This is a genomic window from Methanobrevibacter sp., from assembly GCF_045112895.1.
Classification (GTDB): Archaea; Methanobacteriota; Methanobacteria; order Methanobacteriales; family Methanobacteriaceae; genus Methanocatella.
Map to the genome: position 1 here is coordinate 1 of NZ_JBGUIH010000046.1, position 25,203 is coordinate 25,203.

Annotated in this window: 30 protein-coding genes, 2 tRNA genes and 1 pseudogene; 14 read left to right on the forward strand and 19 right to left on the reverse strand. The window is 35.3% G+C overall.

The genetic code is table 11. The annotated features are described in order from the left end of the window. Nucleotides 1-303 precede the first annotated feature (303 nt). From feoB to ACJMLD_RS08265, 3 genes are all read left to right on the forward strand, one after another. The gene (gene feoB / locus ACJMLD_RS08255) at nucleotides 304-2,322 is read left to right on the forward strand and encodes a ferrous iron transport protein B (protein WP_405270400.1); all 2,019 of its coding nucleotides are present in this window, start codon (nucleotides 304-306) and stop codon (nucleotides 2,320-2,322) included. 211 nt (nucleotides 2,323-2,533) lie between these two features. Then, nucleotides 2,534-2,761 (forward strand): ferrous iron transport protein A, encoded by a 228-nt coding sequence (locus ACJMLD_RS08260; protein WP_405270402.1) that lies wholly within the window; start codon nucleotides 2,534-2,536, stop codon nucleotides 2,759-2,761. A 54-nt stretch (nucleotides 2,762-2,815) separates the two neighbouring features. Further along, the gene (locus tag ACJMLD_RS08265; RefSeq protein WP_405270404.1) at nucleotides 2,816-3,010 is read left to right on the forward strand and encodes a hypothetical protein; all 195 of its coding nucleotides are present in this window, start codon (nucleotides 2,816-2,818) and stop codon (nucleotides 3,008-3,010) included. Here the strand turns inward: ACJMLD_RS08265 and ACJMLD_RS08270 are convergent. The 7 genes from ACJMLD_RS08270 to ACJMLD_RS08300 form a co-directional block, all read right to left on the reverse strand. Next, nucleotides 3,007-3,846, reverse strand: a complete 840-nt coding sequence (locus tag ACJMLD_RS08270) for an ATP-binding cassette domain-containing protein (protein WP_405270406.1) — start codon at nucleotides 3,844-3,846, stop codon at nucleotides 3,007-3,009. The two genes, ACJMLD_RS08265 and ACJMLD_RS08270, sit on opposite strands and share 4 nt — an antisense overlap. Before the next feature lie 9 nt (nucleotides 3,847-3,855). Then, nucleotides 3,856-4,686: a cobalt ECF transporter T component CbiQ gene (cbiQ, locus tag ACJMLD_RS08275; RefSeq protein ID WP_405270408.1), complete on the reverse strand. Its 831-nt coding sequence runs from the start codon at nucleotides 4,684-4,686 to the stop codon at nucleotides 3,856-3,858. A 59-nt stretch (nucleotides 4,687-4,745) separates the two neighbouring features. After that, the gene (locus ACJMLD_RS08280) at nucleotides 4,746-5,045 is read right to left on the reverse strand and encodes a PDGLE domain-containing protein (protein ID WP_405270411.1); all 300 of its coding nucleotides are present in this window, start codon (nucleotides 5,043-5,045) and stop codon (nucleotides 4,746-4,748) included. 1 nt (nucleotide 5,046) lies between these two features. Then, nucleotides 5,047-5,688, reverse strand: a complete 642-nt coding sequence (cbiM, locus tag ACJMLD_RS08285) for a cobalt transporter CbiM (RefSeq protein WP_405270457.1) — start codon at nucleotides 5,686-5,688, stop codon at nucleotides 5,047-5,049. A gap of 259 nt (nucleotides 5,689-5,947) precedes the next feature. Beyond that, on the reverse strand, nucleotides 5,948-7,228 hold the full coding sequence (locus tag ACJMLD_RS08290; protein WP_405270413.1) for an oligosaccharide repeat unit polymerase family protein: 1,281 nt from the start codon (nucleotides 7,226-7,228) through the stop codon (nucleotides 5,948-5,950). Between the two features lie 12 nt (nucleotides 7,229-7,240). Further along, nucleotides 7,241-8,008 carry an adhesin gene (locus tag ACJMLD_RS08295; RefSeq protein ID WP_405270415.1) on the reverse strand — a complete coding sequence of 256 codons (768 nt, stop codon included), beginning with the start codon at nucleotides 8,006-8,008 and terminating at the stop codon, nucleotides 7,241-7,243. 9 nt (nucleotides 8,009-8,017) lie between these two features. Beyond that, a complete protein-coding gene (locus tag ACJMLD_RS08300) occupies nucleotides 8,018-8,185 on the reverse strand; it encodes a 4Fe-4S binding protein (protein WP_292752580.1) in 168 nt (55 codons plus the stop codon). A 179-nt stretch (nucleotides 8,186-8,364) separates the two neighbouring features. Between ACJMLD_RS08300 and ACJMLD_RS08305 the strand changes: the two genes are divergently transcribed. From ACJMLD_RS08305 to ACJMLD_RS08320, 4 genes are all read left to right on the forward strand, one after another. Beyond that, nucleotides 8,365-8,447: transfer RNA gene (locus tag ACJMLD_RS08305), tRNA-Leu, on the forward strand. Nucleotides 8,448-8,486: 39 nt separating this feature from the next. Continuing rightward, a tRNA-Thr gene (locus ACJMLD_RS08310) sits at nucleotides 8,487-8,559 on the forward strand. A 53-nt stretch (nucleotides 8,560-8,612) separates the two neighbouring features. After that, complete coding sequence (locus tag ACJMLD_RS08315; RefSeq protein WP_405270417.1) at nucleotides 8,613-9,446, forward strand: hypothetical protein; 834 nt, start codon at nucleotides 8,613-8,615, stop codon at nucleotides 9,444-9,446. Between the two features lie 7 nt (nucleotides 9,447-9,453). Further along, nucleotides 9,454-10,338 carry a PhoU domain-containing protein gene (locus tag ACJMLD_RS08320; RefSeq protein WP_405270419.1) on the forward strand — a complete coding sequence of 295 codons (885 nt, stop codon included), beginning with the start codon at nucleotides 9,454-9,456 and terminating at the stop codon, nucleotides 10,336-10,338. Between the two features lie 30 nt (nucleotides 10,339-10,368). Here the strand turns inward: ACJMLD_RS08320 and ACJMLD_RS08325 are convergent, their stop codons facing one another. Genes ACJMLD_RS08325 through ACJMLD_RS08355 form a run of 7 tightly spaced genes read right to left on the reverse strand, consistent with a single transcriptional unit; the run spans nucleotide 10,369 to nucleotide 14,828 of the window. After that, nucleotides 10,369-11,211, reverse strand: coding sequence for a fumarate hydratase (locus ACJMLD_RS08325; protein ID WP_405270421.1), 843 nt, complete (start codon nucleotides 11,209-11,211; stop codon nucleotides 10,369-10,371). Nucleotides 11,212-11,262: 51 nt separating this feature from the next. Continuing rightward, nucleotides 11,263-11,502, reverse strand: coding sequence for a 4Fe-4S dicluster domain-containing protein (locus ACJMLD_RS08330; protein ID WP_405270423.1), 240 nt, complete (start codon nucleotides 11,500-11,502; stop codon nucleotides 11,263-11,265). Between the two features lie 9 nt (nucleotides 11,503-11,511). Continuing rightward, nucleotides 11,512-12,012: a 4Fe-4S dicluster domain-containing protein gene (locus ACJMLD_RS08335; RefSeq protein ID WP_405270425.1), complete on the reverse strand. Its 501-nt coding sequence runs from the start codon at nucleotides 12,010-12,012 to the stop codon at nucleotides 11,512-11,514. Between the two features lie 10 nt (nucleotides 12,013-12,022). Beyond that, nucleotides 12,023-12,889 carry a pyruvate synthase subunit PorB gene (gene porB, locus ACJMLD_RS08340; RefSeq protein ID WP_405270427.1) on the reverse strand — a complete coding sequence of 289 codons (867 nt, stop codon included), beginning with the start codon at nucleotides 12,887-12,889 and terminating at the stop codon, nucleotides 12,023-12,025. Nucleotides 12,890-12,891: 2 nt separating this feature from the next. After that, the gene (gene porA, locus ACJMLD_RS08345; RefSeq protein ID WP_405270429.1) at nucleotides 12,892-14,037 is read right to left on the reverse strand and encodes a pyruvate synthase subunit PorA; all 1,146 of its coding nucleotides are present in this window, start codon (nucleotides 14,035-14,037) and stop codon (nucleotides 12,892-12,894) included. A 13-nt stretch (nucleotides 14,038-14,050) separates the two neighbouring features. Further along, nucleotides 14,051-14,293: a pyruvate synthase subunit PorD gene (gene porD, locus ACJMLD_RS08350; protein WP_405270431.1), complete on the reverse strand. Its 243-nt coding sequence runs from the start codon at nucleotides 14,291-14,293 to the stop codon at nucleotides 14,051-14,053. 13 nt (nucleotides 14,294-14,306) lie between these two features. After that, the gene (locus tag ACJMLD_RS08355; protein ID WP_405270433.1) at nucleotides 14,307-14,828 is read right to left on the reverse strand and encodes a pyruvate ferredoxin oxidoreductase subunit gamma; all 522 of its coding nucleotides are present in this window, start codon (nucleotides 14,826-14,828) and stop codon (nucleotides 14,307-14,309) included. 289 nt (nucleotides 14,829-15,117) lie between these two features. Here ACJMLD_RS08355 and ACJMLD_RS08360 point away from each other — a divergent pair, with 289 nt between their 5' ends. Next, the gene (locus ACJMLD_RS08360) at nucleotides 15,118-16,722 is read left to right on the forward strand and encodes a dihydropteroate synthase-like protein (protein ID WP_405270435.1); all 1,605 of its coding nucleotides are present in this window, start codon (nucleotides 15,118-15,120) and stop codon (nucleotides 16,720-16,722) included. Nucleotides 16,723-16,724: 2 nt separating this feature from the next. Here the strand turns inward: ACJMLD_RS08360 and ACJMLD_RS08365 are convergent, their stop codons facing one another. Then, on the reverse strand, nucleotides 16,725-17,150 hold the full coding sequence (locus ACJMLD_RS08365) for a hypothetical protein (protein WP_405270437.1): 426 nt from the start codon (nucleotides 17,148-17,150) through the stop codon (nucleotides 16,725-16,727). 122 nt (nucleotides 17,151-17,272) lie between these two features. On the opposite strand from ACJMLD_RS08365, the gene ACJMLD_RS08370 reads away from it, so the two are divergent. Genes ACJMLD_RS08370 through ACJMLD_RS08395 form a run of 6 tightly spaced genes read left to right on the forward strand, consistent with a single transcriptional unit; the run spans nucleotide 17,273 to nucleotide 22,029 of the window. Continuing rightward, nucleotides 17,273-18,127 carry an AAA family ATPase gene (locus ACJMLD_RS08370; protein WP_405270439.1) on the forward strand — a complete coding sequence of 285 codons (855 nt, stop codon included), beginning with the start codon at nucleotides 17,273-17,275 and terminating at the stop codon, nucleotides 18,125-18,127. 2 nt (nucleotides 18,128-18,129) lie between these two features. Then, nucleotides 18,130-19,284, forward strand: coding sequence for a vWA domain-containing protein (locus ACJMLD_RS08375; RefSeq protein ID WP_405270441.1), 1,155 nt, complete (start codon nucleotides 18,130-18,132; stop codon nucleotides 19,282-19,284). 8 nt (nucleotides 19,285-19,292) lie between these two features. Continuing rightward, nucleotides 19,293-20,210, forward strand: a complete 918-nt coding sequence (locus ACJMLD_RS08380) for a TIGR00269 family protein (RefSeq protein ID WP_405270443.1) — start codon at nucleotides 19,293-19,295, stop codon at nucleotides 20,208-20,210. A gap of 5 nt (nucleotides 20,211-20,215) precedes the next feature. After that, complete coding sequence (locus ACJMLD_RS08385) at nucleotides 20,216-20,419, forward strand: MoaD/ThiS family protein (RefSeq protein WP_405270445.1); 204 nt, start codon at nucleotides 20,216-20,218, stop codon at nucleotides 20,417-20,419. Nucleotides 20,420-20,421: 2 nt separating this feature from the next. Then, on the forward strand, nucleotides 20,422-21,282 hold the full coding sequence (locus ACJMLD_RS08390) for a damage-control phosphatase ARMT1 family protein (RefSeq protein ID WP_405270447.1): 861 nt from the start codon (nucleotides 20,422-20,424) through the stop codon (nucleotides 21,280-21,282). Between the two features lie 12 nt (nucleotides 21,283-21,294). Next, a complete protein-coding gene (locus ACJMLD_RS08395; protein ID WP_405270449.1) occupies nucleotides 21,295-22,029 on the forward strand; it encodes an NAD(P)-binding domain-containing protein in 735 nt (244 codons plus the stop codon). On the opposite strand, the gene ACJMLD_RS08400 is transcribed toward ACJMLD_RS08395, so the two are convergent. From ACJMLD_RS08400 to ACJMLD_RS08415, 4 genes and pseudogenes are all read right to left on the reverse strand, one after another. Beyond that, nucleotides 22,019-23,287 (reverse strand): adenylyltransferase/cytidyltransferase family protein, encoded by a 1,269-nt coding sequence (locus ACJMLD_RS08400; protein WP_405270451.1) that lies wholly within the window; start codon nucleotides 23,285-23,287, stop codon nucleotides 22,019-22,021. The two genes, ACJMLD_RS08395 and ACJMLD_RS08400, sit on opposite strands and share 11 nt — an antisense overlap. Before the next feature lie 29 nt (nucleotides 23,288-23,316). Further along, a complete protein-coding gene (locus ACJMLD_RS08405; RefSeq protein WP_405270453.1) occupies nucleotides 23,317-23,799 on the reverse strand; it encodes a DUF308 domain-containing protein in 483 nt (160 codons plus the stop codon). Between the two features lie 37 nt (nucleotides 23,800-23,836). Continuing rightward, a complete protein-coding gene (locus ACJMLD_RS08410) occupies nucleotides 23,837-24,919 on the reverse strand; it encodes an archaeosine biosynthesis radical SAM protein RaSEA (RefSeq protein WP_405270455.1) in 1,083 nt (360 codons plus the stop codon). A 139-nt stretch (nucleotides 24,920-25,058) separates the two neighbouring features. After that, nucleotides 25,059-25,203: pseudogene (locus ACJMLD_RS08415) on the reverse strand (5,10-methylenetetrahydromethanopterin reductase); the annotation flags it as partial.

The following is a 25,203-nucleotide window of genomic DNA, read 5'->3' on the forward strand; positions in this document are numbered from 1 at the left end:
ACTTGTATTAAAGTTTGTTGTCATAGTATATAAATGTTTCTAAAAATTTAGGCATACCTAAATTTTTACCATGACATTTTCACAAAAAATGAGTCTTTTTATATAACAATTGTTATTAATACTATATAAACATTTTGTTTGGCATGCCTAAATATTTAAATAGGATAAAATCAAATAAAGTATTATGTTTAGGTTAACCTAACTTTTGGAAAAACTTAAACTAAAAATAATTTTTTTAGTATAGAATAATATTTTTAAGAAAAGATATTATTCATTGAATTTAATAAAAAGGGAGAATGGTTAATGACAAAATTGATTGTAGGATTAGCAGGAAACCCTAATGTGGGTAAAACAACTGTATTCAATCAATTAACTGGTATGCGCCAACATGTAGGTAATTGGCCGGGAAAAACTGTTGAAAGAGCAGAGGGTCATTTCAAGCATGGTAACTATGAATATGATGTTATTGACTTACCAGGTAATTATGCATTGAGTGCCCATTCTATGGAGGAAATCGTTTCAAGAGATTTCATTGTAGATGCCGACTCTGATGTAATCATTAATATAGTTGATGCTGCTAATTTAGAACGTAATTTGTATTTAACAGTTCAAATGATGGAACTTGGTGCAAATTTAGTAATGGGTTTAAACATGAACGATTTTGCAAAGAAAAAAGATCACATCATTGATATTAAATTAATGGAAGAGCTTTTAGGGTTTCCAATTGTGGAAATTAATGCAAAAACAAAAGAAGGCTTTGAAGAATTATTGACTGCCGTTGAAAAAGCGGCCGCAAATCCGATAGACACTAGTGAAAAATTATCTTACAGTAATGATATCAAAGGTCATTTATCTGAAATTCAAGAGGTCATAGAAAAAGATAATAACTTATTGGATGTTCCTTCAGTTTGGACTGCTGTGAAATTATTAGAAAAAGACACTATTGTTATAGATAAAGTTCAGCATTCCTCTTATGGATCTCAAATCATGGTTGAATCTGATAAGGTAAGCAAACATTTATATGATGTTTACAAAGAAGGTCCTGAGGAAGTTATTGCAAATGCAAGATATGCATTTATCGACGGTTTAATGGCGGAAGCTGTTAAAAAGCCGGATGTTGAAAAAGAAACTACTACTGATAAAATTGATAAAATTGTAACTAACAGGCTTTTAGCTCCATTTATATTCATCGTAATCATGTGGGTAATGTTCCAATTAACATTCACAATTGGTGCTCCTTTCCAAGATATGATTGATGAGGCATTTGGCGCTTTAGGCGAATTTATTGCAGGATTTATTGCAAATGAATACTTATCTTCCTTCATCTGTGACGGTATCATCGGTGGAGTAGGTGGTGTTCTTACTTTCTTACCAATCATTATTCTGATGTTCTTATTCTTAAGTATCTTAGAAGATTGTGGTTATTTGGCAAGAGCTGCATTTACATTAGATAAAATCATGCACAAGATTGTTGGTCTTCACGGTAAAGCATTCATTCCTATGATTTTAGGATTTGGTTGTGGTGTGCCTGCTATTATGGCAACAAGAACTATGGAAAACGAAGGGGACCGTATGCTTGCTATGATGCTTGTTCCATTTATGTCTTGTACTGCAAGGTTACCGATTTATGCTATATTCATTGCAGCATTCTTCGCTGAAAATCAAGGTACTGTTCTGTTGGCAATTTATTTATTAGGTATTGTTGTGGCACTTATTGTTGCAGCTATCCTTAAGAGAACTTTATTTAAAGGATTATCCACTCCATTCGTTATGGAATTGCCGACTTATAAGGTGCCATCATTAAAAGGTGTATTGTTACACACCTGGGAAAAAGTAAAAGGATTCTTAAGAAAAGCAGGTACTATTATCCTTGCCTGTTCAATTGTTTTATGGGCATTAAGCATCTTCCCATTAGGCGTTGAATACGGATCTGCCGACAGTATATTGGGTATGATCGGTTCAGTTATTGCACCTATTTTTGCACCATTAGGATTTGGAACTTGGCAAGCTGCTGTAGCTATTATTGCAGGATTGGCGGCTAAGGAAGTTGTAGTTGCAACCTTCGGTACCTTAGCAGGTATGGAAGAGGATGACGAAGAAGGAATTACTAGTTTGGTGCATGATACTTTTACTCCATTATCTGCATTTTCATTTATGGCATTTACATTATTATACACTCCATGTTTCGCTGCAATTGGTGCCATCAAACAGGAAACCAACAGTTACAGATGGGCATTAACCATGTGTGCTATCACTTTAGTGACTGCATATATTGTTTCATTCTTAATTTACAATGTTGGTTTATTAGCCGGATTTGGATAGGTGAGTAAATGCGTAGTAGAAGTGGAATTAAAGGTGTTAAAATTCCAAAAAACGATGAAGATTAGTCATATCTAATTTTCATTTTTTTTTAATTTTTTTAAATTTTTAGTCATAACTAAATATTTATATACTTGATATGATAAAATATAATTCAAGGAATTTTTAGTGCACCTAAAAATTTATTCTTTTTAAAATTATAATTGGTGATAACATGAAAACCTTAAAAGATGCAAAGCCTGGGGAAACTGTAACTTTAGTAAAATATCACGATACTGGTGATGTTGACTTAAGAAGACATTTGTTAGGTATGGGTTTTGTTAAAGGAGCAAAAATTACTATTAAAAAAGTAGCTACTTTAGGAGATCCTATTGAAATGTCTGTAAAAGGATACGATGTTTGTCTTCGTAAGGAAGAAGCTGAAAACATTGAAGTGGAATAACTTCAATCTTTTCATTATTTTTTTTGAAACTATTTTTATTAACGGTGTTATATTATGAAATGCAGGATGTGTGGCTTTGAATTTGATGAAACTCAATTGGAAAACCGAGGATGTTCTAGTTGTGGAAAACACGGTTGCAATAGCATTCACTGTCCGAACTGTGGTTTCGCTAACTCTCCAGAACTGGATCAGGAATTTGAGTTTATCACTAAACTAAAAGATAAACTTAGAAAAAAATCAGCAAATTAATCTTTTTTTGCTTTCAATATCTCTTCTACTGTTTCATCAACAGTAATTTTTTCAGTATCAACATCTAATCCATTTTCTTTTAATTTATATAGTATTTCGGTTGTAATCGGTGCTTTTAAATGAGCTTTTTCTAACAATTCTGTGTCTGAAAATATTTGATGCTTGTCGCCTTGAGCAATTATTTCACCATTATAAAGCACGAATATCTTATCGGCGAAATGATTTACCATGTCAATATCGTGTGAAGAGATTACGATGCTCATTCCATCTTCATTAAGGTTATTTAGGATATTCAATACCTTTTCGACACCTTCAGGGTCAAGACCGGCTGTAGGTTCATCAAGAATCATTATTTCTGGTCGCATTGCAATAATGCCTGCAATGGCAACCCTCTTTTGTTGGCCTCCACTCAAGTGGTGAGGGGTTTTATCTTCAAATCCGCTCATGCCGACCATTTCCAATGATTCGGTGATTCTTTTTTTGACTTCATCGTATTCAAGACCCAAGTTCATAGGTCCGAATGCAACATCTTCCTTAACTGTTGGGGCAAATAACTGGTCATTAGGGTCTTGGAATACGATTCCTACTTTCTGTCTTACTTTAAGTAGCTCTTCGCGTTCAAAAATTATCTTTTCACCGTCTACTTCAACATGTCCTGATGTAGGCTCTGTCAAACCATTGAAATGTGAAAACAATGTTGATTTACCGGCACCGTTAGGTCCCATAATAGCTATTTTTTCACCTTTCTTGATTTGGATATTTACATTTTTCAAAGCTTTGGTTCCATCCGGATAGGTAAAAGATAAATTTTTTGTCTCTAAATGTATTTTTTCCATTTTTGCCACCTAATTAATTGATAAATTTTGACCAAAGTAACCTAATTGACCACTGTATTTGAATACAATGATTTCCAGGATAATAATGATAATTATGATTGTAATAATAAATATATAATCGCTTCTCTCAGGTGATCGCTTTTCATCAAACATTTCCGATGTATCAGAAAATCCACGACTCACCATACTCTTATGAACTCTTTCTCCTTGTTCATATGCCTTTAAGAACATCATACCAATTGTATAACCGACCTGCTTGACTCTCCATTTGTAAGGGGTATTATTTCCATGAATGGTGAAGTTCCTTGATTTTTGGGATTTGCGAATGGCTGCAAGTTCATCAACAAACAAGAATAAAAACCTAACCATAATGGAAAGAATCATTGCAAGATCTCTTGGCATTTTCAGCTTTCTAAATGAACTGGCCATCTCTTGCAGAGGTGTAGTTGATGAGTATATGATGATTGCAGTCAAACAAACAATCATACGGACAATCAGTAGTATTGCCCAATTCAGACCTCCATCAGTAATGTGTATCCAGGAATAACTCCATATTATGTTTCCTGGCTGTATAAATGGTTGGAATATGATGACGGCTCCACCGAATGGCAGCAGCATCAATAGTCTTTTTGCCGAATCCCAATATGATAAGTTAGCTATTTTAAGGATTATCAATAACACTATCTCAAGCATTATTGGTATGAAAATCTGTTGTGAGATAACACATGTAAGAATTATGAGCAGTGTAAAAATTAGTTTTATTCGCCCTTCTAAGTTATGAATCGGGCTGTCTTTTGATGCTAAATCATCGAATCTTATTATTTGTGTTATATCTGCCATTTCTATTCAAAAAAATATTCTTTTAAAAAAAGGAAAAAATAGAAATTATAGATTAATTTCTACTTTTTAACAACGTATGCAACTCCAAGTGCTACAGCCAAGGTTACAATTGCACCTATTACCAGCGCTACAATTTGTAATGGTTGGCTGTCAGGATTATCAGCAAATGCATAATCTGGGAAGATAGCATCAGGGATGCCATTAATTTCTTCGATTGAGAAGTCTTCAGGGAGTCCGGAATCTTCAGCTGATTTTTCAAGTCCGTCTGGGTCACCAGATGCAATATATGGTGAAAGACAACTTATAATGATACAAATGACGACTGCAACAACAATTAAATAAGTATCTTTTTTATCCATTCTATGCATCTCCTTCGGTTTCGTTATTCCATGCAAGTAAATCTGGTCTAAACTTATCTAATGCCATAAGAACAATGACTGTTAATACAGCTTCGATAATTCCAATGAAGAAGTGGTATAAGACCATTGATGGAATACCTACGTTTGCTGGGAATGTTCCAGCGATTGCCATTTCGATAGCACATGCAAGAGCTGCAAGTACTGTAGCTAACCATGCTCCTATTCCAGCAGCAGGGTATTTTCCAATAATTCCTTTTAAATATTTAAAGGTGTATAAACCTACGAATCCTCCAATGATTGCCATGTTCAATACATTAGCACCTAATGCAGTAATTCCTCCGTCCCCGAAGATCAATGCTTGGATAAGTAAAACAACAGTGAATACTATAACAGCAGCTTCAGGAGCAAGGAATACAATTGCTACTAATGCTCCTCCAACCATGTGTCCACTGGTACCGAATGGAATCGGCATGTTCATGGACATGATTGCGAAGATACCTGCAGCAAGGACGGCTAAAAGAGGTATACGTTTTTCATCTAAGTTAGATTTTGCCCATTTTACAGCGAAGTACAATGCAACAATTAAAATTACATAGTATATGAGGCACTGTGAAATAGGTATAAATCCGTCAGGTATATGCAATTCAATTCCTCCATTTTCCATAAAAGTAATACCTTCATTACATTTAATTGTAACTTAGTATTACTTCAAAAGTATTATTTCTTTATTTTTTCTAAATAATATCAAGTAAATTGGGAGTTTTATTAATAAAATGGTTAATAAACCCGTTTATATCTTGACATTAGTATTTTTGAAAAATTAATATATATAAAGGTTATTAAAGTAATACAAATTAGTATTATTTTTGGATTTCAGTAATACTTTTTTCATTAAAAAGAGTTTAATATTCTACTTTAACAAGGTCGATTAAATAGATTAAAATGGCTATTGTAAAGTATAATAAAACCTGAATATCTAAAATTCCAGTTTCAACACCTAAAATGGAGTATGTTATAATCAGGGAGTAAATTCCAATATAAAAGAAATTTTTAGTTTTCTGCATTAGTTTAAACCCAATGCCTAATGTAAATCCCAAAATCAACATCTCGACGAAGACACCTGCCTTGCCGAAATCAGCTACCATCTGACCAATTAATGTTGGTGTGACAGTTACTTCAGTTCTCCAGGCAATAAGTTTTCCAACCATCATCCTAGGGCCCAAATCACTTCCCGGAATGGAACTGGCTAGAAGTTGGCCATGGGTAACTCCAAAGTTTCCACCAATGAAATCAAGCAGATTTAACACATGCAAAGTAAAATCAGCTCTTGATTGTAGCGTATAGAATGGATTAGTTGAAGAGGTGATTGCCATCTCGCCCAGGGATCTGAAATACCCGATTCCTATGATTGCACCTACGCCGATTAATGCGCCAACCACTACTTCCCATAGAGAAACGATGTTTCCATAGAATCCTATGATGATTATGATGAGAAACGCTGCAAGTAGGGGTGTCCTATAACCCAAAAGCAACAGGAATGCACAATCGATTAGCAAAAGAAATAGGAATCTGAATCTTGCCTGTGAGCGGGTAATCTCCCCGTCCTGAAAATCTTTTAGATAAGCGCTGGCAATTAGGCAGGTTCCAGGTATTATCAAGAAAACAGGCATTGTAAAAGCAGGCTTCAGCAAATATCTGATTGATGGCTTTATGAGAGGTATCCCTCCAACAGAAGCAACGCTTATGAAGAAAAATGCGATGCTTACCAGCATCAGACAAAAGCCGATTGAGTATATGTCCTTTTTTTTGAAGAGCAATATATTTTCAGAGCCATTGTTTAAGAAATATCTTGGCAAAACGGCAGATCCAATAAAGAATGCAACAAATCCGATAATCAGTGTAATGACCAAGCTAGTGGATGGGGGATTTATTGACAGTATCAGAAACAGTGAAAATAAAAAAAGTACAATTAACGGATGGAACAACTGATTTTTTAATATTTCGTTTTTATTTAAGAAGCTTAAGAAGTTTTCATTAGGATATAAACTTTTAAAATAGCTGTTCACCCATTTGTCTTCAATAAACGATAAAACAGAAAAGATTGCTGTGAATAGAAATGATTCGTGAAATTCATCACTTACCCTATTTATAATCGCTGTTAAAGTGGAATAGATAACGCTCATGGGTTACACAACTTAAAAATTTCTAATGTTTGCAATGTCATAATTGCTTTTGATATGCTCAAGTTGGCTGTCGCTACAATTATAGACTCTTATTGTAATTTCATCTGTTATTCCATTAATGTTTCCTAAAATCGGGCTGGCATCATTAATATTTTGAATAGTTGCTTTGTTAAGTTCGATTTGATTATTCTGTGATGAATCTGAACTTTTTATGGATAACCTTTTGTCCTGTGAGTTAATCTTATTGCTGATTTCTTGAAGTTTGCTGGCATCAAGCGAATCAAGGGATATTGTTGTGGAAATCTCGCAGTCGCAATCGGTCAGATTTTCACATAAATCATTCAATGAAGTAATCTTTTGGGGAATGATTGTAAATTCAACCAGATTATCGTATTTGCTTCCGTCGCTTTCAAGAGAAATGGTATTTATGTAGATGTCCGCATTCGGAACGTCCTTGTATAACCCTGCCAGATAGGTCTTGTCGGAATCTATTAGCACTTTGACGTTTCTGCCGTTATCGTCATCAACCCATTTCACTATCCCGTCAAGAGTAATCTCTTCACCGGTACTTGAATTGTAACCATCGACAGTAGCTTTTACAACATATCCGTCTTTATAATAATCAGAATAAGTACTAGGGATTTTATTAATTGTAGATGCATCAAATGCGGTTTTTTGTATGCTGGATGAATCATCACTAGCAATATGAATAAATGCAAAGGCAATGGCACATATTACCAATAGTATAATCAAATAGTCAATGATTGTAAATTTCTTCATAGTCAAACCTTAATCTTCATAGATTGCACCAACAGGGCAAACATCAACACATTCACCACAGTTATCGCATTTGGTATTGTCAATAATAATTGTATAAGCTCTCCTTTCGATAGCCTCTTCCATACAAACATCTATGCAATCTTCACAAACGCCACATTCTTCCATATCTACTTTCAATTAATCCACCAGTTTCAATTAATTTTAAAAACAATGTTAATATAAGTATATTTATGTATTATCTTAATATTTAAATAATTTGTCAACCAATATTAATTTGTGCTTTTTAATATTTTTTGAAATTATTTCAAAAAAAGGTAACATTTAAATACTATGTAGATATAATATCATTATTGTATGCAAGGGTGCCCGAGCGGCCAAAGGGGAAGGACTTAAGATCCTTTGGCATAGGCCTTCGAGGGTTCGAATCCCTTCCCTTGCACTATTTTAACTTTTGCTTAATTTATTAATTCTTGATTGTGCCTTAGTGGCTCAGGTGGTAGAGCGCCACCTTGGTAAGGTGGAAGTCGGGGGTTCGAATCCCCCCTAAGGCTTTTTAAGCTATTTTTTAATATTTTATTCTGAATCATGTTTTTTAAGGTGAATTATGAACTATAAAAAAATTGTATTGGTCGGTTTCATTTCAGCATTCGTTGCGATATTAACTTCCGTTATGGGAGTCGCCGGTACAATTATAGGTTCAGTAATTTCATCTGTTCTTTATAATATGCTTACTGAAGCATTAGAAAAGCCTGTAGGGCAGGCAACATTTAGTACTGATTTTGAATGGGAAATTGCATACGTATTTCCTCTTGTTGTAATAGCTTTGATTCAGTTTCTTTTAATTTTGGCTTTGTTATCTGAATGGGGGATGTTGCCTTACACATTCTTGAATGTTTATTTGTCCCTCCAGCAGTTTACGGATAATAACCTATATAAACTGTTAGGTTTGGCTTTGATAGTCATGAGCGTTTATCCTATAGTCATAAAACCGGAAATTGTCAAAAAGTCAAATGGTACAATAATCGCTTTTGTTGGTTTGGTATTTTTGGCACGTGGCTTTGTGGATGTTCCAAACAAGATTACAGACATCTATGATGCGGTATTCGTTAATTTCGATTTTCCGATAGCTGTTGTTGCCCTTATATTGCTGTTGCTGGTAATATGCAACATTCTGATTTCTGCAAGGCAATCTGAAAACGAGTTTAAAATGATTAAACGCAATATTGATAAGGAAAATGCCGATAATGCAAAGGACAATAAAGTCAATCATTCACAAAAGATTGATTCAAAATCAGATAATCATAAATCTAGAAATGTTATTGAGAAAGACTACGAAGTAACATTTAAAAATCATATTGATCAGGAACCTGGAATTAATCAATCATCTGGGGATATCCAATTTGAATCCAATGATTTATTGGATGATTATAAGAAATAGTGATAGAATGAGCAAAAAAGACAAGACATTAAGGGAAATCCTGGATATCATTCTGTATGAGAATCCTTCAACTCAAGATGAAATCGCCGAAAAGTTAGGAATAACTCGCAGATATGTTAATCAATTATTGCAACCTCTTGTTAAGGAAGGCACTGTAAAACGAGCATATACCATTGATTTAAAAAGTTATGAATCTATTGCACAGTCTTTAAGCGATTATTCAAGTCCTAAAAATACTAAAGGCAATGTCATCGTTAATGATATGTTGGCAAATATGGCAAGGCATGTCCACTTGCAGCTCGAGGCATCATTCGATGCGGTTTTGGAATACGATGAGGAAAAGGCTAAAAAGGCTTTGGAAATGGATTTCGCCACTAACAATATGGTTGAAAAGATAAGGACTTCTGTTGAAACTATTGTCAGTATGGATTATCATTCCGAATTCTCCAAATCTCTTCTCTATAATGAAATTGCATATGATTTGGAAAGAATTGGTGATTATTGCGGCCATATTGCAAAATTTGTTATTAATGATGTTTATGAGATTGATGAGCAGGTCATGAAAAATCTAAAAAAGATGTACAAAACCGCTCAAAACATGATTCCTTTATCAATGAAAGCATTTATAGAAGGGAAAACGGAACTGAAGGATGATTTAAGTGAATTGGAGGAAACTATCCATATTCTTCAAGCAAAATCCATTAACTTGATTGCAGAACAGATGGCTGAAAGTTCTTTCGATGAAAAAGAGCGTTCAAATTATTTTATTTATTTGTTTAGAGTTATTAAGGCTTTTAAAAGGATGGGTGATATTTCCGTTGAAATGATGGATGTTGCTATTGAGTTTCATGATAATATCCCAAGACCTACAACCCCTAGAACATTCAGATAAAAAAAGAAGTTGAATTAGATTAAAAATAATCTAATCATCATATATTTTTGTTGTCGCATGCCTATCCGCCCAGCATTGGATGCAAACACCAATCGGAAGGCCTGCAGTGTGAGTATGAGCTTTTAGGATTTTCACATCTAAAGCAGTGGTTTTCCCGCCAAGTCCCATCGGCCCGATTCCTGAAGCATTAATCTCTTCCAGTATCTCTTCTTCAAGTTTAGCTATTTCAGGGTCAGGGTTTCGCTCGCCTACTTTTCCAAGCAGCGCTTTTTTGCCAAGCTTTAAGCATAAATCAGAGGTTCCACCAATTCCAACTCCCACAACCGTTGGCGGGCATGGCTTTCCTTTTGCCTTTAGCACGGATTCGACGACAAATTCCTTAATGCCTTCAATACCTTCAGCAGGAAGTGCCATCTTTAGCGCATTGTTGTTTTCGGAACCGAATCCCTTTGGTAAAATGGTTATCTCTATGTAATCTTCATCAATTAGCTCTATATCGATTGGAGGAATATAATCTCCAACATTGATGTTAGTATTTTCACGTGTTAGGGGATCGACGATATTGGGCCTAATCGGAACTTCTTTTGTTGCTTTTTCGATTCCCTCTTCGATTCCTCCACGCAAATCTTCCACTTCAACATTGCCCAATTTGACAAAAACAACGGGCAGACCTGTATCTTGACACATCGGAATGCCTTTTTCTTCTGCAAGTTCAATATTTTTCAAGATGGCTTCAATATTTAACCTGGCAAGGTCATGTTCTTCTATTTTTAAAGCATCTTCAAGCGCTTTTTTTACATCATCGCCGAGAACAATAACGGCTTGCTTGTAAAGTTCATAAACAGCATCTTTAACAGTATCTTTAGTAATCAAAATAAAACCCTTATAAAAATTAATTAATCATATTTTTGGATTTTGAAATATTTATATTTTGATTATATCAATCGGGCAAACTTCAACGCAATCCCTGCATTTGGTGCATTTTTCATTGTTGATGGTTATGGCTCCGCCCAAAACTTCGATGGCATTTTCGCTGCAGGCTTTTAAACATGGCGCATCTGATGGTTGGCAATGCATACAAAATAAAATAGGAGTGTCAACATTTGGTGTTTGTTGACAACTTCCACAGGTTGTACATTCCGTACAGGGTCCTGATTTATACATAATTCTTTATTATTCATCTAAAACAAGTCTTGCTCTTGCTTGACTTGTTATAACATGGACAAAGCCACCGCTGCCGGCAGCAGGTTCATATAATCCTGCCATTTTAGCAAGATATTTTTCCTGATTTTTACGCCTGATTTTTTCAGGATCAGCAACTGTAATGGCTCTTTTAGTACATGCTTTTATACATGCAGGTCCTTCTTCTCTGTCAGCACAGAGGTCACATTTTTCAGCAACTTTTGATTGGAAAGTCATTGCACCGAATGGACAGACCATTACGCATAATCCGCAACCGATACATTTTTCGGTATTGACTCCGTCATCGGTAATAGCATCAGTTGGACAGATTTTTATACATGGTGCGCTTTCACAATGTTGACATACAATGGAATAAAAGGAAGAATCATGTTCTATTATTTTTATTCTACTAGATTTATGGACTGATGCGCACATGTTTTCACAATTGAGACATCCGTCACATAAATTGTTGTTTACAACAATACTTTCCATTGTATTCCTCCTATAATCCTAGTTCTTTACACTCTGCGTCAACATATTTTTGTATTTTTTCAATGTGCTCTTCGTCTAAGTGTTTGAATCTTTTTTGTGGTGCTAAGTATTCTTTAACAGGTTTTCTTTCTTCTGGCCTGTAAGTAATCTCAAATTTGCCATCAACGATTTCATATAAAATCCAAGATCCAGTTTCAACAGCTAATCTACCCATTTCGATAGTTTTTTCAGAAGGATATCCCCAACCAGTTGTACATGGCTGTTGCAAGTGTATGTAAGCAGGTCCTTTGGTTTCAGCTGCTTTTTTGACTTTGTTAACATAATCTTCAGGAAATGCGATTGATGCAGTAGCCACATATGGAATTCCGTGTGCGGCCATAATCATCGGCATGTTCTTTTTAGGTTTGTCTTCTCCGAAGCTGGCAACTCCGCTTGGTGAAGTGGTAGTGCTTGCACCGTATGGGGTGGCTCCACTTCTTTGGATACCGGTATTCATGTATGCTTCGTTGTCGTAACAGATGTAAAGCATGTTGTGTCCTCTTTCCATAGCTCCAGATAATGATTGCAAACCAATATCTACGGTTCCTCCGTCACCACCGAAAGCAACTACATTAACATCATCTTTTCCTTGAATTCTTAATGCACTTTCCACACCGGATGCTACAGCTCCGGAGTTTTCAAATGCAACGTGTATAAATGGGACTTCCCATGAAGATTCTGGGTATGGTGTAGTCATAACTTCAAGACAACCGGTAGCAGAAATAGCTACAGTGTTTTCTCCTAAAGTATTAAGAGCTAATTTTACAGCAATGGATGCTCCACAACCAGCACAACCTCTGTGTCCCGGTGCTAATAAATCTTTATCAGGTATATCCATATCTATTCCTCCCTAAGTCCAATCCAGGTGACATCTTTTTCTGGTACTTTGGTTTTTTCGTATGCTTCTATGATGTAGTCAGGGGTGATGTCTCTTCCACCTAAACCGGCAATAAATCCGTAGATTTCTTTATCGATTTTAATTTTCATGTCTGCATAAAGTGCTCCGCCAATTCCAATTGAGAAGTTTTTATCAATAACGGCAATTTTTTCACAGTTTTTGACCGCTTCGTTGATTGCTTCAGTAGGGAATGGCCTGTAAGCTCTGATTTTAAGTAAACCTACTTTTTCACCTTTATCTCTTAATTGGTCAACTATCACTCTAATGGTACTGCAAAGTGATCCCATTGCAACGAAAATGATTTCAGCATCTTCGGTTTTGTATGGTTCAACAAGACCATATTTCCTTCCGAAGATTTCAGCAAATTCATCACAGGTTTTTTGAATTACTTCTTTTGATTTTTCCATTGCAACATCCATATCGTGCCTTGCTTCAGTATAGTATTGTGGGTCAGCAAAGTTACCTATGGACATTGGCTGTTTAGGATCAAGGAATGCATGTTCTGGAACATATGGAGGTAAGAACTTGTCTACACTTTCTTGATCTGGAACTTCTACAGGTTCTACTGTGTGGGTCAAAATGAATCCATCTAAACATACCATTGATGGAAGCAACACATCAGGATTTTCTGAAACTTTGTATGCCATTAATGTTGTATCCAATGCTTCTTGCGCATTTTCAACATAAATTTGCAACCAACCTGCATCTCTTTGAACGATTGAGTCCTGTTGGTCGTTCCAAATATTTAATGGTGCGGAAATTGCTCTGTTTGCATCTGCCAAAACGATAGGCACTCTCATACCTGCCGCTGCAAACAAGATTTCGTGCATTAACATTAATCCTTGTGAAGATGTTGCTGTAAATACTCTTACTCCGGCACCACTGGCTCCGACAGAAGCACTTATTGCGCTGTGTTCTGATTCTACTTTGACATATTTGGCATCAATTTTTTCATCAGCGACATATTGAGCCAAGTATTCTGATATTGTAGTTTGTGGAGTAATTGGATAAACAGGAATAACTTGCGGTTTAGCTAATCTTACAGCTTCTGCAACTGCTTTATTTGAGGTCATTATTTCTTTTGTCATTTAATCACTCTCTTTATTCTTTTACCATTTCGATTGCGTCGGAAGGACATTCGTTTGCACAAATTCCGCATCCTTTACAGTAATCGTAATCAATATCATGTTGTTTGTTTACACTTGAATCTGGACAGAAGATAATACAATTATCACAATCAATACATTTCTCCTTGTCTAAAATCGGTTTGAATGTTCTCCAGCTTCCAGTTTTATTGTTTCTACTATTGCCTGGGTTTTTAATTACACATCCTATACTTACCATAATCTCACCCTTTTTATCCCATTTCATAAGCTTTTTTAGTAGCTTCCACATTTAGGTCCCCAACTTTTCCAGGGAATGTTTCCTTAATCACTTCTAAAATTGAGTCGATACTTACTTCTTGGGTCTTCTTAGCAAAATATCCTAAAATAATAGTATTTACAATGTTACGGCCTAACATGTCTAATGCAATTCCAGTTGCATCAATACTGTGGACTTCATGTGCACCACTGCCTTCAAAGTCTTCAGTGTTAATAATTACTTCAGTATTGTCTTTGATTCCTGAAAACACATCTACTACATTTAATAATCCGTCATCTAATACTAATACGTAGTCCGGATTATATACTTGATATCTTAAATCGATTGGCTTATCATCAATTCTTGTAAAAGCCATGACTGGAGCTCCTCTACGTTCTACTCCAAAGAATGGAAAAGCTTGGGAGTATTTGCCGTCTTTGAATGCTGCTTTTGCTAGAATTTCAGCAGCAGTTACAGCTCCTTGGCCTCCTCTACCATGAAAACGAATTTCAATCATTAATTTTTCCTCCATATATTTATCATGTATAATCATTATAAATTACAAAATATATAAATTTTATGTTAATTTTTTGTTTTTGGATAAATTTGTTTAAATTATCTTGTCTTTATCATTTATTTTTTGTTAATTTTTTTATAACTCTTTTTAATAATTTTATTTCTTTTCTATACATTTTTAAGATGTTTTTAAAAAATATTTGGAGTTATGAAATTATTAATTCCTAAAAGATAATATTAATAGATATTAATAATTAATATATAATGTGAGAATTCGTTGAGATGTTATTATGAAAATCTTAATTATCACTGGGGAGTTGGCATATCCTTTAATTAAAGAGGTTGTTTCAAAATCAAAAGAAGAGATTATTGTACATATTGCAGACAATACCCAAGTTGCTGCATTTTTAACCCCTAGGCAAATCATTAAAGAAGTCAAGACCTGCTTTTCAGATCAATTGGATGAAATCGACATGATTCTAGTTCCGGGTTTGATTAAAAAGGGAACAAAAGAGATTACAAAGGAACTGGGGATTCCGACATTTAAAGGATCCACTGATGGTGCAGACCTTGCAATGGTTCTTAATCTGATTGGAAGTGTTGACTTGTCTGAAGACACTCCTGCCGATAGACTGATTGAAGAGGAAAAACGAAAGGAAGCGTTCAGATTCATTGAAGAATTTGAAAACGATAGGCAAAACATTGAAAAACTTCTCAAAAAGCCAAATAACATCTTGATTAGAAATCTTCCTGTAGGCGAAGATTTTCCAATGAGAGTTCTGTCTGAGATTGCAAACGCTCCATTTTTATCAAAGGAAGCATTGATTAACAAATGCCAATATTTTGTTGATTCTGGAGCAGACATGATTGATATCGGTATGGCTGCCGGTGAGGATTTCTCAGATAAGATTCCCGAATTGATAGAAACCCTGCGCCCTATCGTTGGAGATAGGCCTTTAAGTATCGATACATTAAATCCAAATGAAATCAAAGTTGCAGCAGAAAACGGAATCGATTTTGTTCTAAGCCTGGATTTAGGTAATAATTCTGAAGTAAAGGAAATATTAAAGGAAAAGGATATTCCAGCCGTATTGCTTCCAACAAATTTTTCACAGGGGAAATCTCCAAAATCTCCAGCTGAAAGGGTTGAGGCAATGCATCAACTTATAAAAGATACTGAAGGTTTAAGGTATGTTGCAGATTTAATTTTAGATCCAGTAAACAGCTCAAGCATTGTCGAATCAATTATTGCATGCCATGATTTTCATAAGGAAAATCCTGCCCCAATGTTTTTCGGTGTAGGCAATGTCACTGAGTTGATGGATGCCGATTCCGGTGGAGTCAATGTGTTGCTGGCCGGAATAGGTATGGAGCTTGGTGTAAGCATATTATTCACTCCTGAAGAAAGTGGAAAGACTAGGGGCAGTGTTTACGAATTGGCTACAGCATCCAAAATGATGTTTCTTGCAAAACACAGAAAATCCATTCCAAAAGATTTGGGAATCAAATTAGTTGTATTTAAGGATAAGCATAAAAGAAATGATATTATTCTAAACGAATTGGATGGTGTTCCTGAAGTAAAACAAAAAAAGCCTATGAAATTCATCAGGGATAAGGCAGGCAGCTTTAAAATTAATGTTGATTATGGAACTACTGTAAAAGACAGCAGAATCACTGCTACTCATTTTAGGAAAAATAAGGCGGATGTTGTATTTGTGGGCCATTCTGCTCAAGAGATTTATGAGGAAATCATCACAGAAAAATTAGTCACAAGAATGGAGCATGCAGCATATTTAGGTTCCGAACTGCAAAAGGCAGAAATTGCAATGATTACCGGAAAAGAGTATATTCAGGATTTTGATTTGTTCAAAAATCCTGACGAGTTTAAAAATTAGGTTTAAGGAAAATCAATTTCGGGTGAACCTTCAGATTGTCCTGCTTCAGATGATTGTTCAGATTGACTTGCTGAAGAATCAGGTTCAGAATCGGTTGATTGACTACTGTCACTTGAACTTGATGAACTTGAATCATCTGAACTATAGTAACTGTTACTGCTACTACTGCTACTACTGCTACTATATCCTCCACCGCTGGAACTTGAATATGAAGATCCGGAGTCGTAACTTGAACTTGAATCGTCACCTGTCACTTCATCGGGAAAGTCAATAGTTTCCGGCGTGTTGTTAGTTAAGTTCACACTCATATTAAGGTTATCCTCTTGCTTATTAAATGAAACCCCACTTTCAGTAACAATGTAAGCAACTGCTGCGGCTCCACAAATTAATATTAATAGTGCAATTATGATAGCATTTTCAGCTTTCATACTTTACCTCCCTAATCATTATTATAATATATAATAATTATAATACTTAAATAGTTACATAACATTTAATATAAATTTAGAATAAATCTTACTTTATAACAATTTTTTGTGAAGGTCTTAAATTGCAAGTTGAAAATATTACTATTAAAGATATCGATAAAAGTCTTTTGGATGCAAGTTATGTTTCAAATAAAGAAATTTCAACAACCCTCTATTTATCCTTTCTGCTTGGAAAACCAATGCTCATTGAAGGACCGCCGGGTGTTGGAAAAACAGAACTTGCCAAGGTTGTTGCAAAAACTTATGGCAGAGACTTTTTTAGGATTCAATGTTATGAGGGAATCACATTCGAACAAATCGTTGGGGAATGGAACTATCAAAAACAGCTTCTTCACTTGGAAGCGGCAAGAAATGACTCCAATAAGGAAGATAAAATCTTTGATGAAGAATTTTTCATAAGAAGGCCATTGCTCAATGCATTTCTAAACGAAAATAATTCTGTTTTATTAATTGATGAAATTGACAAAGCTGATGAGGAAGTGGAAAGCTTTTTGCTCCAGGCTTTAGGCGAACAGGAAATAACAATCAATGATTTGGGCACATTCCAACTGCAAAATGATTTAATCGTTATTTTGACATCTAATTCGCAAAGGTCACTTCTTGATGAGACAAAGGACAGGTGCCTGTTTTTGTACATCCCTTATCCGACTATCGAACGTGAAATTGAAATTGTAAAATCCAAGATACCTGAAGCCAGCGATGAAACCATTTCATATGTTGTCAAATTGGTTCATCAGATACGCAACCTTAATCTAATGAAAAAGCCATCCGTTAGAGGGACTGTAGATTGGGTTCGTTCTGTCACCGATTTGGGAACTAAGGATATGGATCAGTCTTTACAGGACAGTATTGGTGTTGCCATCAAAACCGAAAGCGACAAAAAAAGAGTGATAAAAGACATTTTTGATAAAAGATAGACATGATTAGTAAGATTGCCACCTTATCTTCAAAGCTTCGAGAAAAAGGATTGCCCGTAAGTATAAGAAGCACTCAGGCTGCTGTGCAAATATATATGGATTTGGGAATTGAGGATAGGGATCTCCTTAAAACTGCTTTAATGGCTGTGTATGTTAAAGACAGGTACGACATTCCTAAGTTCAATAAGGTTTTTGATGAGGTCTTCAAAGTTGAGCTCCCTAAAATGGACCCTAAAGAATTGAATAAGGGTACGGCATATAGGGGAGCAGGTCCAAAATCCAATAAGTATATAATTAAAAAACAAAGCAATATGGCCAGTAAGATTAGAAAAGAAAAGCTGGAAAATGAAAAATTAAAAATGCTTTCAGGCCAACCTTTATTGGATGAAGTCAAGCAGCTTGAACGGGATGGCGAATTGATGAACAGGGATTTGACCAAATTAAATCGTTTTGACCCTAGAATGCTTGAAATTTGCCAAAGATTAGGAAAAAGAATAGCCAACAAACGTTCAAGACGCAAAGTTCAAACCCATTCCCATAAAATTGATATTAGAAGAACGATTAGGGCAAACCTGAAATATGGTGGAGTTCCATTCGAGCTTGTAAAGGCAAAGCCAAGACCCCATAAAAACGAACATCTGTTTCTAAACGACATCAGCGGGTCATGTGAATGGATCAGCAGCTGGTTTTTCATGCTGATGTTTTCAGCCCAAACAGCATTCAAAAGATCAAGAATGTTTGAATTTGACACTAGGGTAATAGAAACAACCAACGCTCTAAAAGAGGAGTATCTCATCGATTCATTTGTAAAAGTCAAGGATTTGCGCGTTAAGAATATGATGGTTCATGGAACTTCTGACATGTACACGGCTTTTACAACCTTCAGAAATATGGTCAATATAAGCAATAAATCTTATGTAATCATTTTGTCTGATTGCAGAGATTGGGCGGGGCCAAAGGTAAACGGAATTCCCGCAAGCGTAGAGGTTGTTGAAGAGATGGTGAGAGATGCTAAAAAAGTCATAATCCTAAATCCTGAAGATAGAAATAAGTGGGATGTTGTTGACAGTTGCGTTTCATTATATAAGGATGCTGGAGCCCAGGTATTTGAAGTGAATACCCTAAATCAACTTGCACACTTCGTAGAACAAATGTAGGTATTAATATGCAATGCAGTAAATGTGGAAATCCTAAGGTAATCTATAAAAGGGAACAGTCAGGTCAATTATTATGTAAGGATTGTTTCATCGAATCAATTGAAAAAAAAGCCATTAAAACAATAAGGAAAGAAAAGTTGTTGGACAAGGGAGATAAGGTTCTGGTGGCCCTTTCAGGAGGCAAGGATAGTGTAACAACTCTAGAAGTATTGAACACTTTCCGTGAAATGAATGTCATTGACATTTGTGCAGTGACTGTTGATGAAGGAATCGACAATTATCGCCAGGATGGTGTTGATATAGCCATCAGGCATGCTGAAAGGTTAGGCATTGAACACAGAGTTGTATCTCTTAAAGAGGAATATGGGATAACTTTAGACGAAATAATGCAAAGAGAAAATCATAGGGGGTCATGCACTTACTGCGGAGTGTTCAGAAGAACAATTATCAATAAGGCGGCTCGCGAGATGGGTGCAACAAAGATAGCGACAGGACATAATCTGGATGATGAAGTTCAGGCAATCATGATGAATTACCTTGAAGGAAATACGGATAACTTAACTAAGTTGGGCGCAAAAACAGAATCCAAGGCTGACGAGTTCACGGTTAAAATAAAGCCTCTGCGTGAAATTCCAGAACGTGAAATAGGTTTATATGTTGTTGCAAAAGATTTGGAAGTTCACTTTGACAGCTGCCCATATGCGATGCAATCATTCAGGGGCGAAGTGTCAGAAGTTATGAACCAGCTTACGGAAAAGCATCCGACCATCAAGTATTCCACACTTAGGGGATATGATAAAATTAAAGATGTGCTAAAAAATGAATTCAAAAAAGACTATGCTCATGGAAGATGCATAAGATGCGGTGAACCATCATCCAATGAGTTATGTAAAGCGTGTTCATTTTTAGAAGAATTGGGGCTATGATATTCATGTCATTTTTATTGAAATATAAAAGTTTAGAAGAAAAAAGAGAAATACCAAACAACAATTATACGATTAGAGATCTACTCAATGAATTGGAATTGTCTGCTCAAACCATTGTGTCAAAGCAGAACGGCGAACTTGTAATTGAAGACACAGTAATAGAGGAAGATGATGAAATCCAATTAGTTCAGATTATATATGGTGGTTAATCTTGAAGATAAGCTATGAATGCGGGCCATGTTTTTTAAGACAAGCTAAAGAGGCTCTTGACCTGTCTACTGATGATGAAGAACTTAAAATGGAAGTTATAGAAGATATTTTCCAGTTTTTAAGCAATAATTTTCAATTAGGAACTAATTCCAATAGCACAGGATCTGCAATGCATAAACTGATTAAACAAAAAACAGGCTGCAGAGACCCATATCATAAAGAAAAGATTAAGGGAAATGAAATCGCTTTGAAGTATTTGCCCGATGTCAAGAAGATACTAGAAGAAGATGACAGTTTAGAGAATCATGTAAAGATAGCCATCATTGGAAATATTTTAGATTTCGGAGCATTCACATTGGATGATGATGTTGAAAGCGTTATTAAAAGTTCCCTAAAAAAAGATTTAACAGTTAAAGATATTGACGAGTTTGAAAATTCATTGAATTCACATGATAAGGTATTGTATTTGGTAGACAATACAGGCGAAATAGTATTTGATAAATTACTTTTGACCAAAATTAAGGAATATGGGCTTGACATTACAATCGCGGTTAAATCAGAACCCATTTTAAATGATGCATGCATGCCTGATGCGCTTGATGCAGGGCTTGATGAGTTTGGGGACCTTGTCGAGATTGGCTGCGGAACGGTAGGTTATGTGGATAGTGAGATTTCAGACGAATTTAGAGAAATTTTCAATAATCACAAATTCATAATCTCAAAAGGAATGGGAAATTATGAAGGGCTGACAGAAATTGACTTATCCAATAAAGATATCTACTTCTTATTATGTGCAAAATGCAATACAATTTCCAGAGACATTGGTGTTAACCTACATGACATGCTTCTTTTTAAAAAATGAATAAGGGATATTATGATTATCGGTTTTATAGGGTTTGGAAAAGTTTCTCAAAATCTCATAAATTTGATAAAATCAGAGGATGTTTCATTCATCACTTCAGCCGAAGGAAGATCTCCAAAAACAATTGAAAGAATTAGAGAATCAGAAATTGATGTTGCCGATACCTTTGAAGAGGTAGCTAGCGTGGCGGATGTTATAATTTCTGCAAATTCCCCAAAAAGTGCTGTTGAAGTAGCAAAAAACTATGGAAAATATGTTGAGGGGATTTATCTGGACTTAAACAATATTTCTCCAGACACCACATTTGAAATTGCAGAACATGTAAACGATTTTGTTGATGGGGCCATAATTGGAAAAATCGACTCCGCCCATCCAATTCTGTATCTTTCAGGAGAATCATCAGATAGGCTGATGTTCTTAAATGAATTCATAGAAACCCGAAAGATCAGCGATAATGTTGGTGATGTGGCTATTTTAAAATTGCTTAGAAGCAGCTATACCAAGACACTGTCCGCACTTCTGATAGAATCCAGTCAGATTGCTGAAGAATATAAGCTATGCAATGAACTTTTTGATATTTTATCGCTAACTGAAGGCGATGAATTTAGAGAAAAATCACTTTCAAGAATAAACAATACCCTTAATAATTCAAAAAGAAAAAGCGAGGAATTAGAAGAAATAATCAATTATTTTGAGGGTAATGATTTGACAATGGTTAAAGCGGCTTTTAAAAAGCTTAGCCAATAGTTACATCAACTTTAAACCCTTTTTTAGCTTTTTTTATCCTTCCGGTAACGGGAATAAAATGGGAATCCATGATATATCTAAGATAGGTAACCTCCACTGCAGGCATTCTTAGATTGGTTTTAATCTTTTTACCTTCACTTTTAAACTGCACAGATATTTTTCCGTTTTTATCAACGTATAAATCGGTGTTCAAACCTTCTTTGGTGATTTTTGTTTCAAATTTGGTTAAGTTTAGTCCGGCTTCAAGGCTTAAAGGTGCATCGACACTGATATTTTTACTTCTGAATTTGTCGTTTGCTTCACGGGCAGATATTCCTTTTTCACCTTCGCTTGCAACGTACCAGGCCCTATCAATGACTCTCTGAACCTTTTGGTTATCAGGAATCACTCCTTGGGATTCATAGCTTTTCATCAAATCCATAACTTCTTTTTTTGTAACTTCCATTTCTATTGCACTTATTGCAAGCCTTGTCATGACCGGGCCGTAATCGGATCTTCTAAATACCGCCCAAATCGATTCGGGGTCTCTGTAAACTCTTCTTTTGATTATTTCATTGATGGTATTTCCATTAAGATAAGCTATTTTTTCAAGGTTCCCTCTGGAATAAGTGTTCATTTTTTTATAGATGTCATTCCAATTTCTCTTGCCGGGAACTCTGCCTTCGGCGATTTCCCTTTCAAGAATTTCAACGGTGGTTTTTGGAAGCAATTTATTGACTTCGCTTGTTATTTCCAGGTCATTGTCAATGATGGACTGCCTAATTAACCTGCCCGAATATTTCTCTTTATTGAATTCTTTAACAACATGATATTTCACTTTAGATCCTAAAAACTCATTGATTGCATACCATCTGATCTCATTCCTATTGGTGTAGCTTTTCGGCATTCCCACAAAGTTTCCTTCATCAATAAATTTTTGGGCTTTTGATTTGATTTCATCAAGTGAAATACTTGCTGATGTGATGTAGTCAGTTACTCCATCATCAATCATCTGTTTAAGTCTGATTGGAACACTATAAGATAAAACCAGTCTATGGTGAAGTCCTTCAAAAGACTTAACTTCATCTGCTCCAAGAGCCAATGCCATTTCACGGCGTGCTTCAAAATTTGTGAAAAATGGGGCATGATTAGCACTGAATCCTTTATTCAGATACACGATAACTTTTTTATTTTCTTCATCAGCCAATCTTCTAGCTTCATTAATTAATTTTTCATGACCTTTATGCACGGGGTCAAAATCTGCACTAATTCCAATCACTATAAACACCAAAAAAAGAAGGGGATAGATTATCTATCCATTAATTTTAAAATACCACTTATTACTAACCACATTCCGATTAATGTACCGAGAATAATTGGATTTGCAAGATAAGTTCCAATAATGATATACAATAAACCGAGCACAACTCCAGCTATTCCAATGTAGAATCCATATCTACTTGTGCGGTTGTTGATTAGGGATGCCAAACCAACGATAATCAACATTATTCCCGCAAGGTATAATGTGATTTCAGTTAAAAATCCAAGCAATGCCGGATTGAATATCAGTCCAATACTCAATAATAAAAGTATAATCCCTAAGATTAAATCAAGTATTGCGCCAGTTGTATTATAATCTATTATGGTCACTCCAACAACAAGCAAATAGATAGACATTAACAATACTGACAATCCAATTAGGGAACTAACTCCAATAACGCCCATTATTGGAAATATGATGATTATTAATCCAAGAAGTATGGCCAATAAACTAACAAATTTAGTTTTCATAATTTCCTCCTATTAATAATTAATATTTCTAGTTATATTAATATAATGGGACATGTTTGATCTCAACAGTTGAGCTATTCATATCCGAATTTTTAATCTCAGCTAACCATTCGTTTTTACACTCACAATCATATTCAATCTTGCTTTGAGTCAAGTTGTTAGCTATAATCATATGTTTTAAGTCTTTATTACATTTCTTGCAGTTGTATGGGCCTCGTCTTGAACCGAATCCTGATGTGTCAAGAAGCGCAGGAATGTCCAACTCATCACGAACGGTGTTGATGATTTCAATGCATGACCAAATCCATGGTGGTTGGTATGCTCCTTTTCTCCAAAATCTTTCAATCACGGTTCCGCCGTGTATTGTTGCAGGACAAAATGAAAGTCTGTTCACTCCAATTGAATCACAATACCTTGCAGTTTCAATTGATTCGGCTATTGCCTGAGCTTCAGAAACCAAAATTGGCTTTACAAAGATATAAGCTTTTGATTTTAAGTTGTACCCTTTATTTTCTTTTAAATTCTGCATTAATTTAACTGCATTTTCAAAATCATCACGGGTAAAACCTTTGTTGATTTTTTTAAGACGGGTATAGTCGTTTGATGTTTCAAGACCAATGCTTACTTCAAATAAGGTATCTCCAATAATTTCGAATATCTCATCCAAATATTCTTCTTTTACATACTCCGGTCTTGACTCAACAATGATTTCTGTAACATTGCCCAAGCTAATTAAGGTTTTCAATATTTCATCGCGTGCATCTTTTGGAAGTTCATAAGGATTTAAAAAACTTCCTGAAGCAAACAGCTTTACAGAAATCTTATCCTCTTCAGCTATTGGATGCCTTGACAGGTGGTCATGAAATATTCTTAGGATAGTCTCGCTGTCAATAGGTTCCAAGGTACAGTCTGAAACATAGCTGCACATTGTACATCCTCCACTATCGCCAAGTGCCCAAGCGCAACCTGGAGTCGGCAAGATTATGAACAGTGTTTTTGCAACGCCATCATATGTCAAATCATCATTATACCAACTTGCCCCGACCTGTTCCGGAGTTTTCGGGTCTTTTCGCTCGAAAGCTCTTTGTCTTATCTCTTTTGTCAAATTTTCAATTTCCATTATAATACCTGCAAATAAATGTAATAATTATATTATTATAATTTCTTTATAATTAAAAGGTATTGTTAAAAAATAAGTTGTTAATAAGTTGTGTATAAAATTATTGAAAAAATAAAAAAAAGAAAAGAAGTAAGCAAGTTTAGAAACTTGCAATTACGTCTCCTAATAATTTAATGGATTCTTCTACGTTTTTACCAACAGGGGATCCTGCTACGTATTGAGTTACACCCATTTCAGCTAAGCCTTCAATTTTTGGAATGAACTCGTCAGGAGTACCACATACT

Coding starts and splice junctions, on each gene's coding strand:
- feoB (WP_405270400.1), top strand. CDS start 304: ATGACAAAATTGATTGTAGGATTAGCAGGAAACCCTAATGTGGGTAAA.
- ACJMLD_RS08260 (WP_405270402.1), top strand. CDS start 2,534: ATGAAAACCTTAAAAGATGCAAAGCCTGGGGAAACTGTAACTTTAGTA.
- ACJMLD_RS08265 (WP_405270404.1), top strand. CDS start 2,816: ATGAAATGCAGGATGTGTGGCTTTGAATTTGATGAAACTCAATTGGAA.
- ACJMLD_RS08270 (WP_405270406.1), bottom strand. CDS start 3,846: ATGGAAAAAATACATTTAGAGACAAAAAATTTATCTTTTACCTATCCG.
- cbiQ (WP_405270408.1), bottom strand. CDS start 4,686: ATGGCAGATATAACACAAATAATAAGATTCGATGATTTAGCATCAAAA.
- ACJMLD_RS08280 (WP_405270411.1), bottom strand. CDS start 5,045: ATGGATAAAAAAGATACTTATTTAATTGTTGTTGCAGTCGTCATTTGT.
- ACJMLD_RS08290 (WP_405270413.1), bottom strand. CDS start 7,228: ATGAGCGTTATCTATTCCACTTTAACAGCGATTATAAATAGGGTAAGT.
- ACJMLD_RS08295 (WP_405270415.1), bottom strand. CDS start 8,008: ATGAAGAAATTTACAATCATTGACTATTTGATTATACTATTGGTAATA.
- ACJMLD_RS08315 (WP_405270417.1), top strand. CDS start 8,613: ATGAACTATAAAAAAATTGTATTGGTCGGTTTCATTTCAGCATTCGTT.
- ACJMLD_RS08320 (WP_405270419.1), top strand. CDS start 9,454: ATGAGCAAAAAAGACAAGACATTAAGGGAAATCCTGGATATCATTCTG.
- ACJMLD_RS08330 (WP_405270423.1), bottom strand. CDS start 11,502: ATGTATAAATCAGGACCCTGTACGGAATGTACAACCTGTGGAAGTTGT.
- ACJMLD_RS08335 (WP_405270425.1), bottom strand. CDS start 12,012: ATGGAAAGTATTGTTGTAAACAACAATTTATGTGACGGATGTCTCAAT.
- porB (WP_405270427.1), bottom strand. CDS start 12,889: ATGGATATACCTGATAAAGATTTATTAGCACCGGGACACAGAGGTTGT.
- porA (WP_405270429.1), bottom strand. CDS start 14,037: ATGACAAAAGAAATAATGACCTCAAATAAAGCAGTTGCAGAAGCTGTA.
- porD (WP_405270431.1), bottom strand. CDS start 14,293: ATGGTAAGTATAGGATGTGTAATTAAAAACCCAGGCAATAGTAGAAAC.
- ACJMLD_RS08355 (WP_405270433.1), bottom strand. CDS start 14,828: ATGATTGAAATTCGTTTTCATGGTAGAGGAGGCCAAGGAGCTGTAACT.
- ACJMLD_RS08360 (WP_405270435.1), top strand. CDS start 15,118: ATGAAAATCTTAATTATCACTGGGGAGTTGGCATATCCTTTAATTAAA.
- ACJMLD_RS08365 (WP_405270437.1), bottom strand. CDS start 17,150: ATGAAAGCTGAAAATGCTATCATAATTGCACTATTAATATTAATTTGT.
- ACJMLD_RS08375 (WP_405270441.1), top strand. CDS start 18,130: ATGATTAGTAAGATTGCCACCTTATCTTCAAAGCTTCGAGAAAAAGGA.
- ACJMLD_RS08380 (WP_405270443.1), top strand. CDS start 19,293: ATGCAATGCAGTAAATGTGGAAATCCTAAGGTAATCTATAAAAGGGAA.
- ACJMLD_RS08385 (WP_405270445.1), top strand. CDS start 20,216: ATGTCATTTTTATTGAAATATAAAAGTTTAGAAGAAAAAAGAGAAATA.
- ACJMLD_RS08395 (WP_405270449.1), top strand. CDS start 21,295: ATGATTATCGGTTTTATAGGGTTTGGAAAAGTTTCTCAAAATCTCATA.
- ACJMLD_RS08405 (WP_405270453.1), bottom strand. CDS start 23,799: ATGAAAACTAAATTTGTTAGTTTATTGGCCATACTTCTTGGATTAATA.
- ACJMLD_RS08410 (WP_405270455.1), bottom strand. CDS start 24,919: ATGGAAATTGAAAATTTGACAAAAGAGATAAGACAAAGAGCTTTCGAG.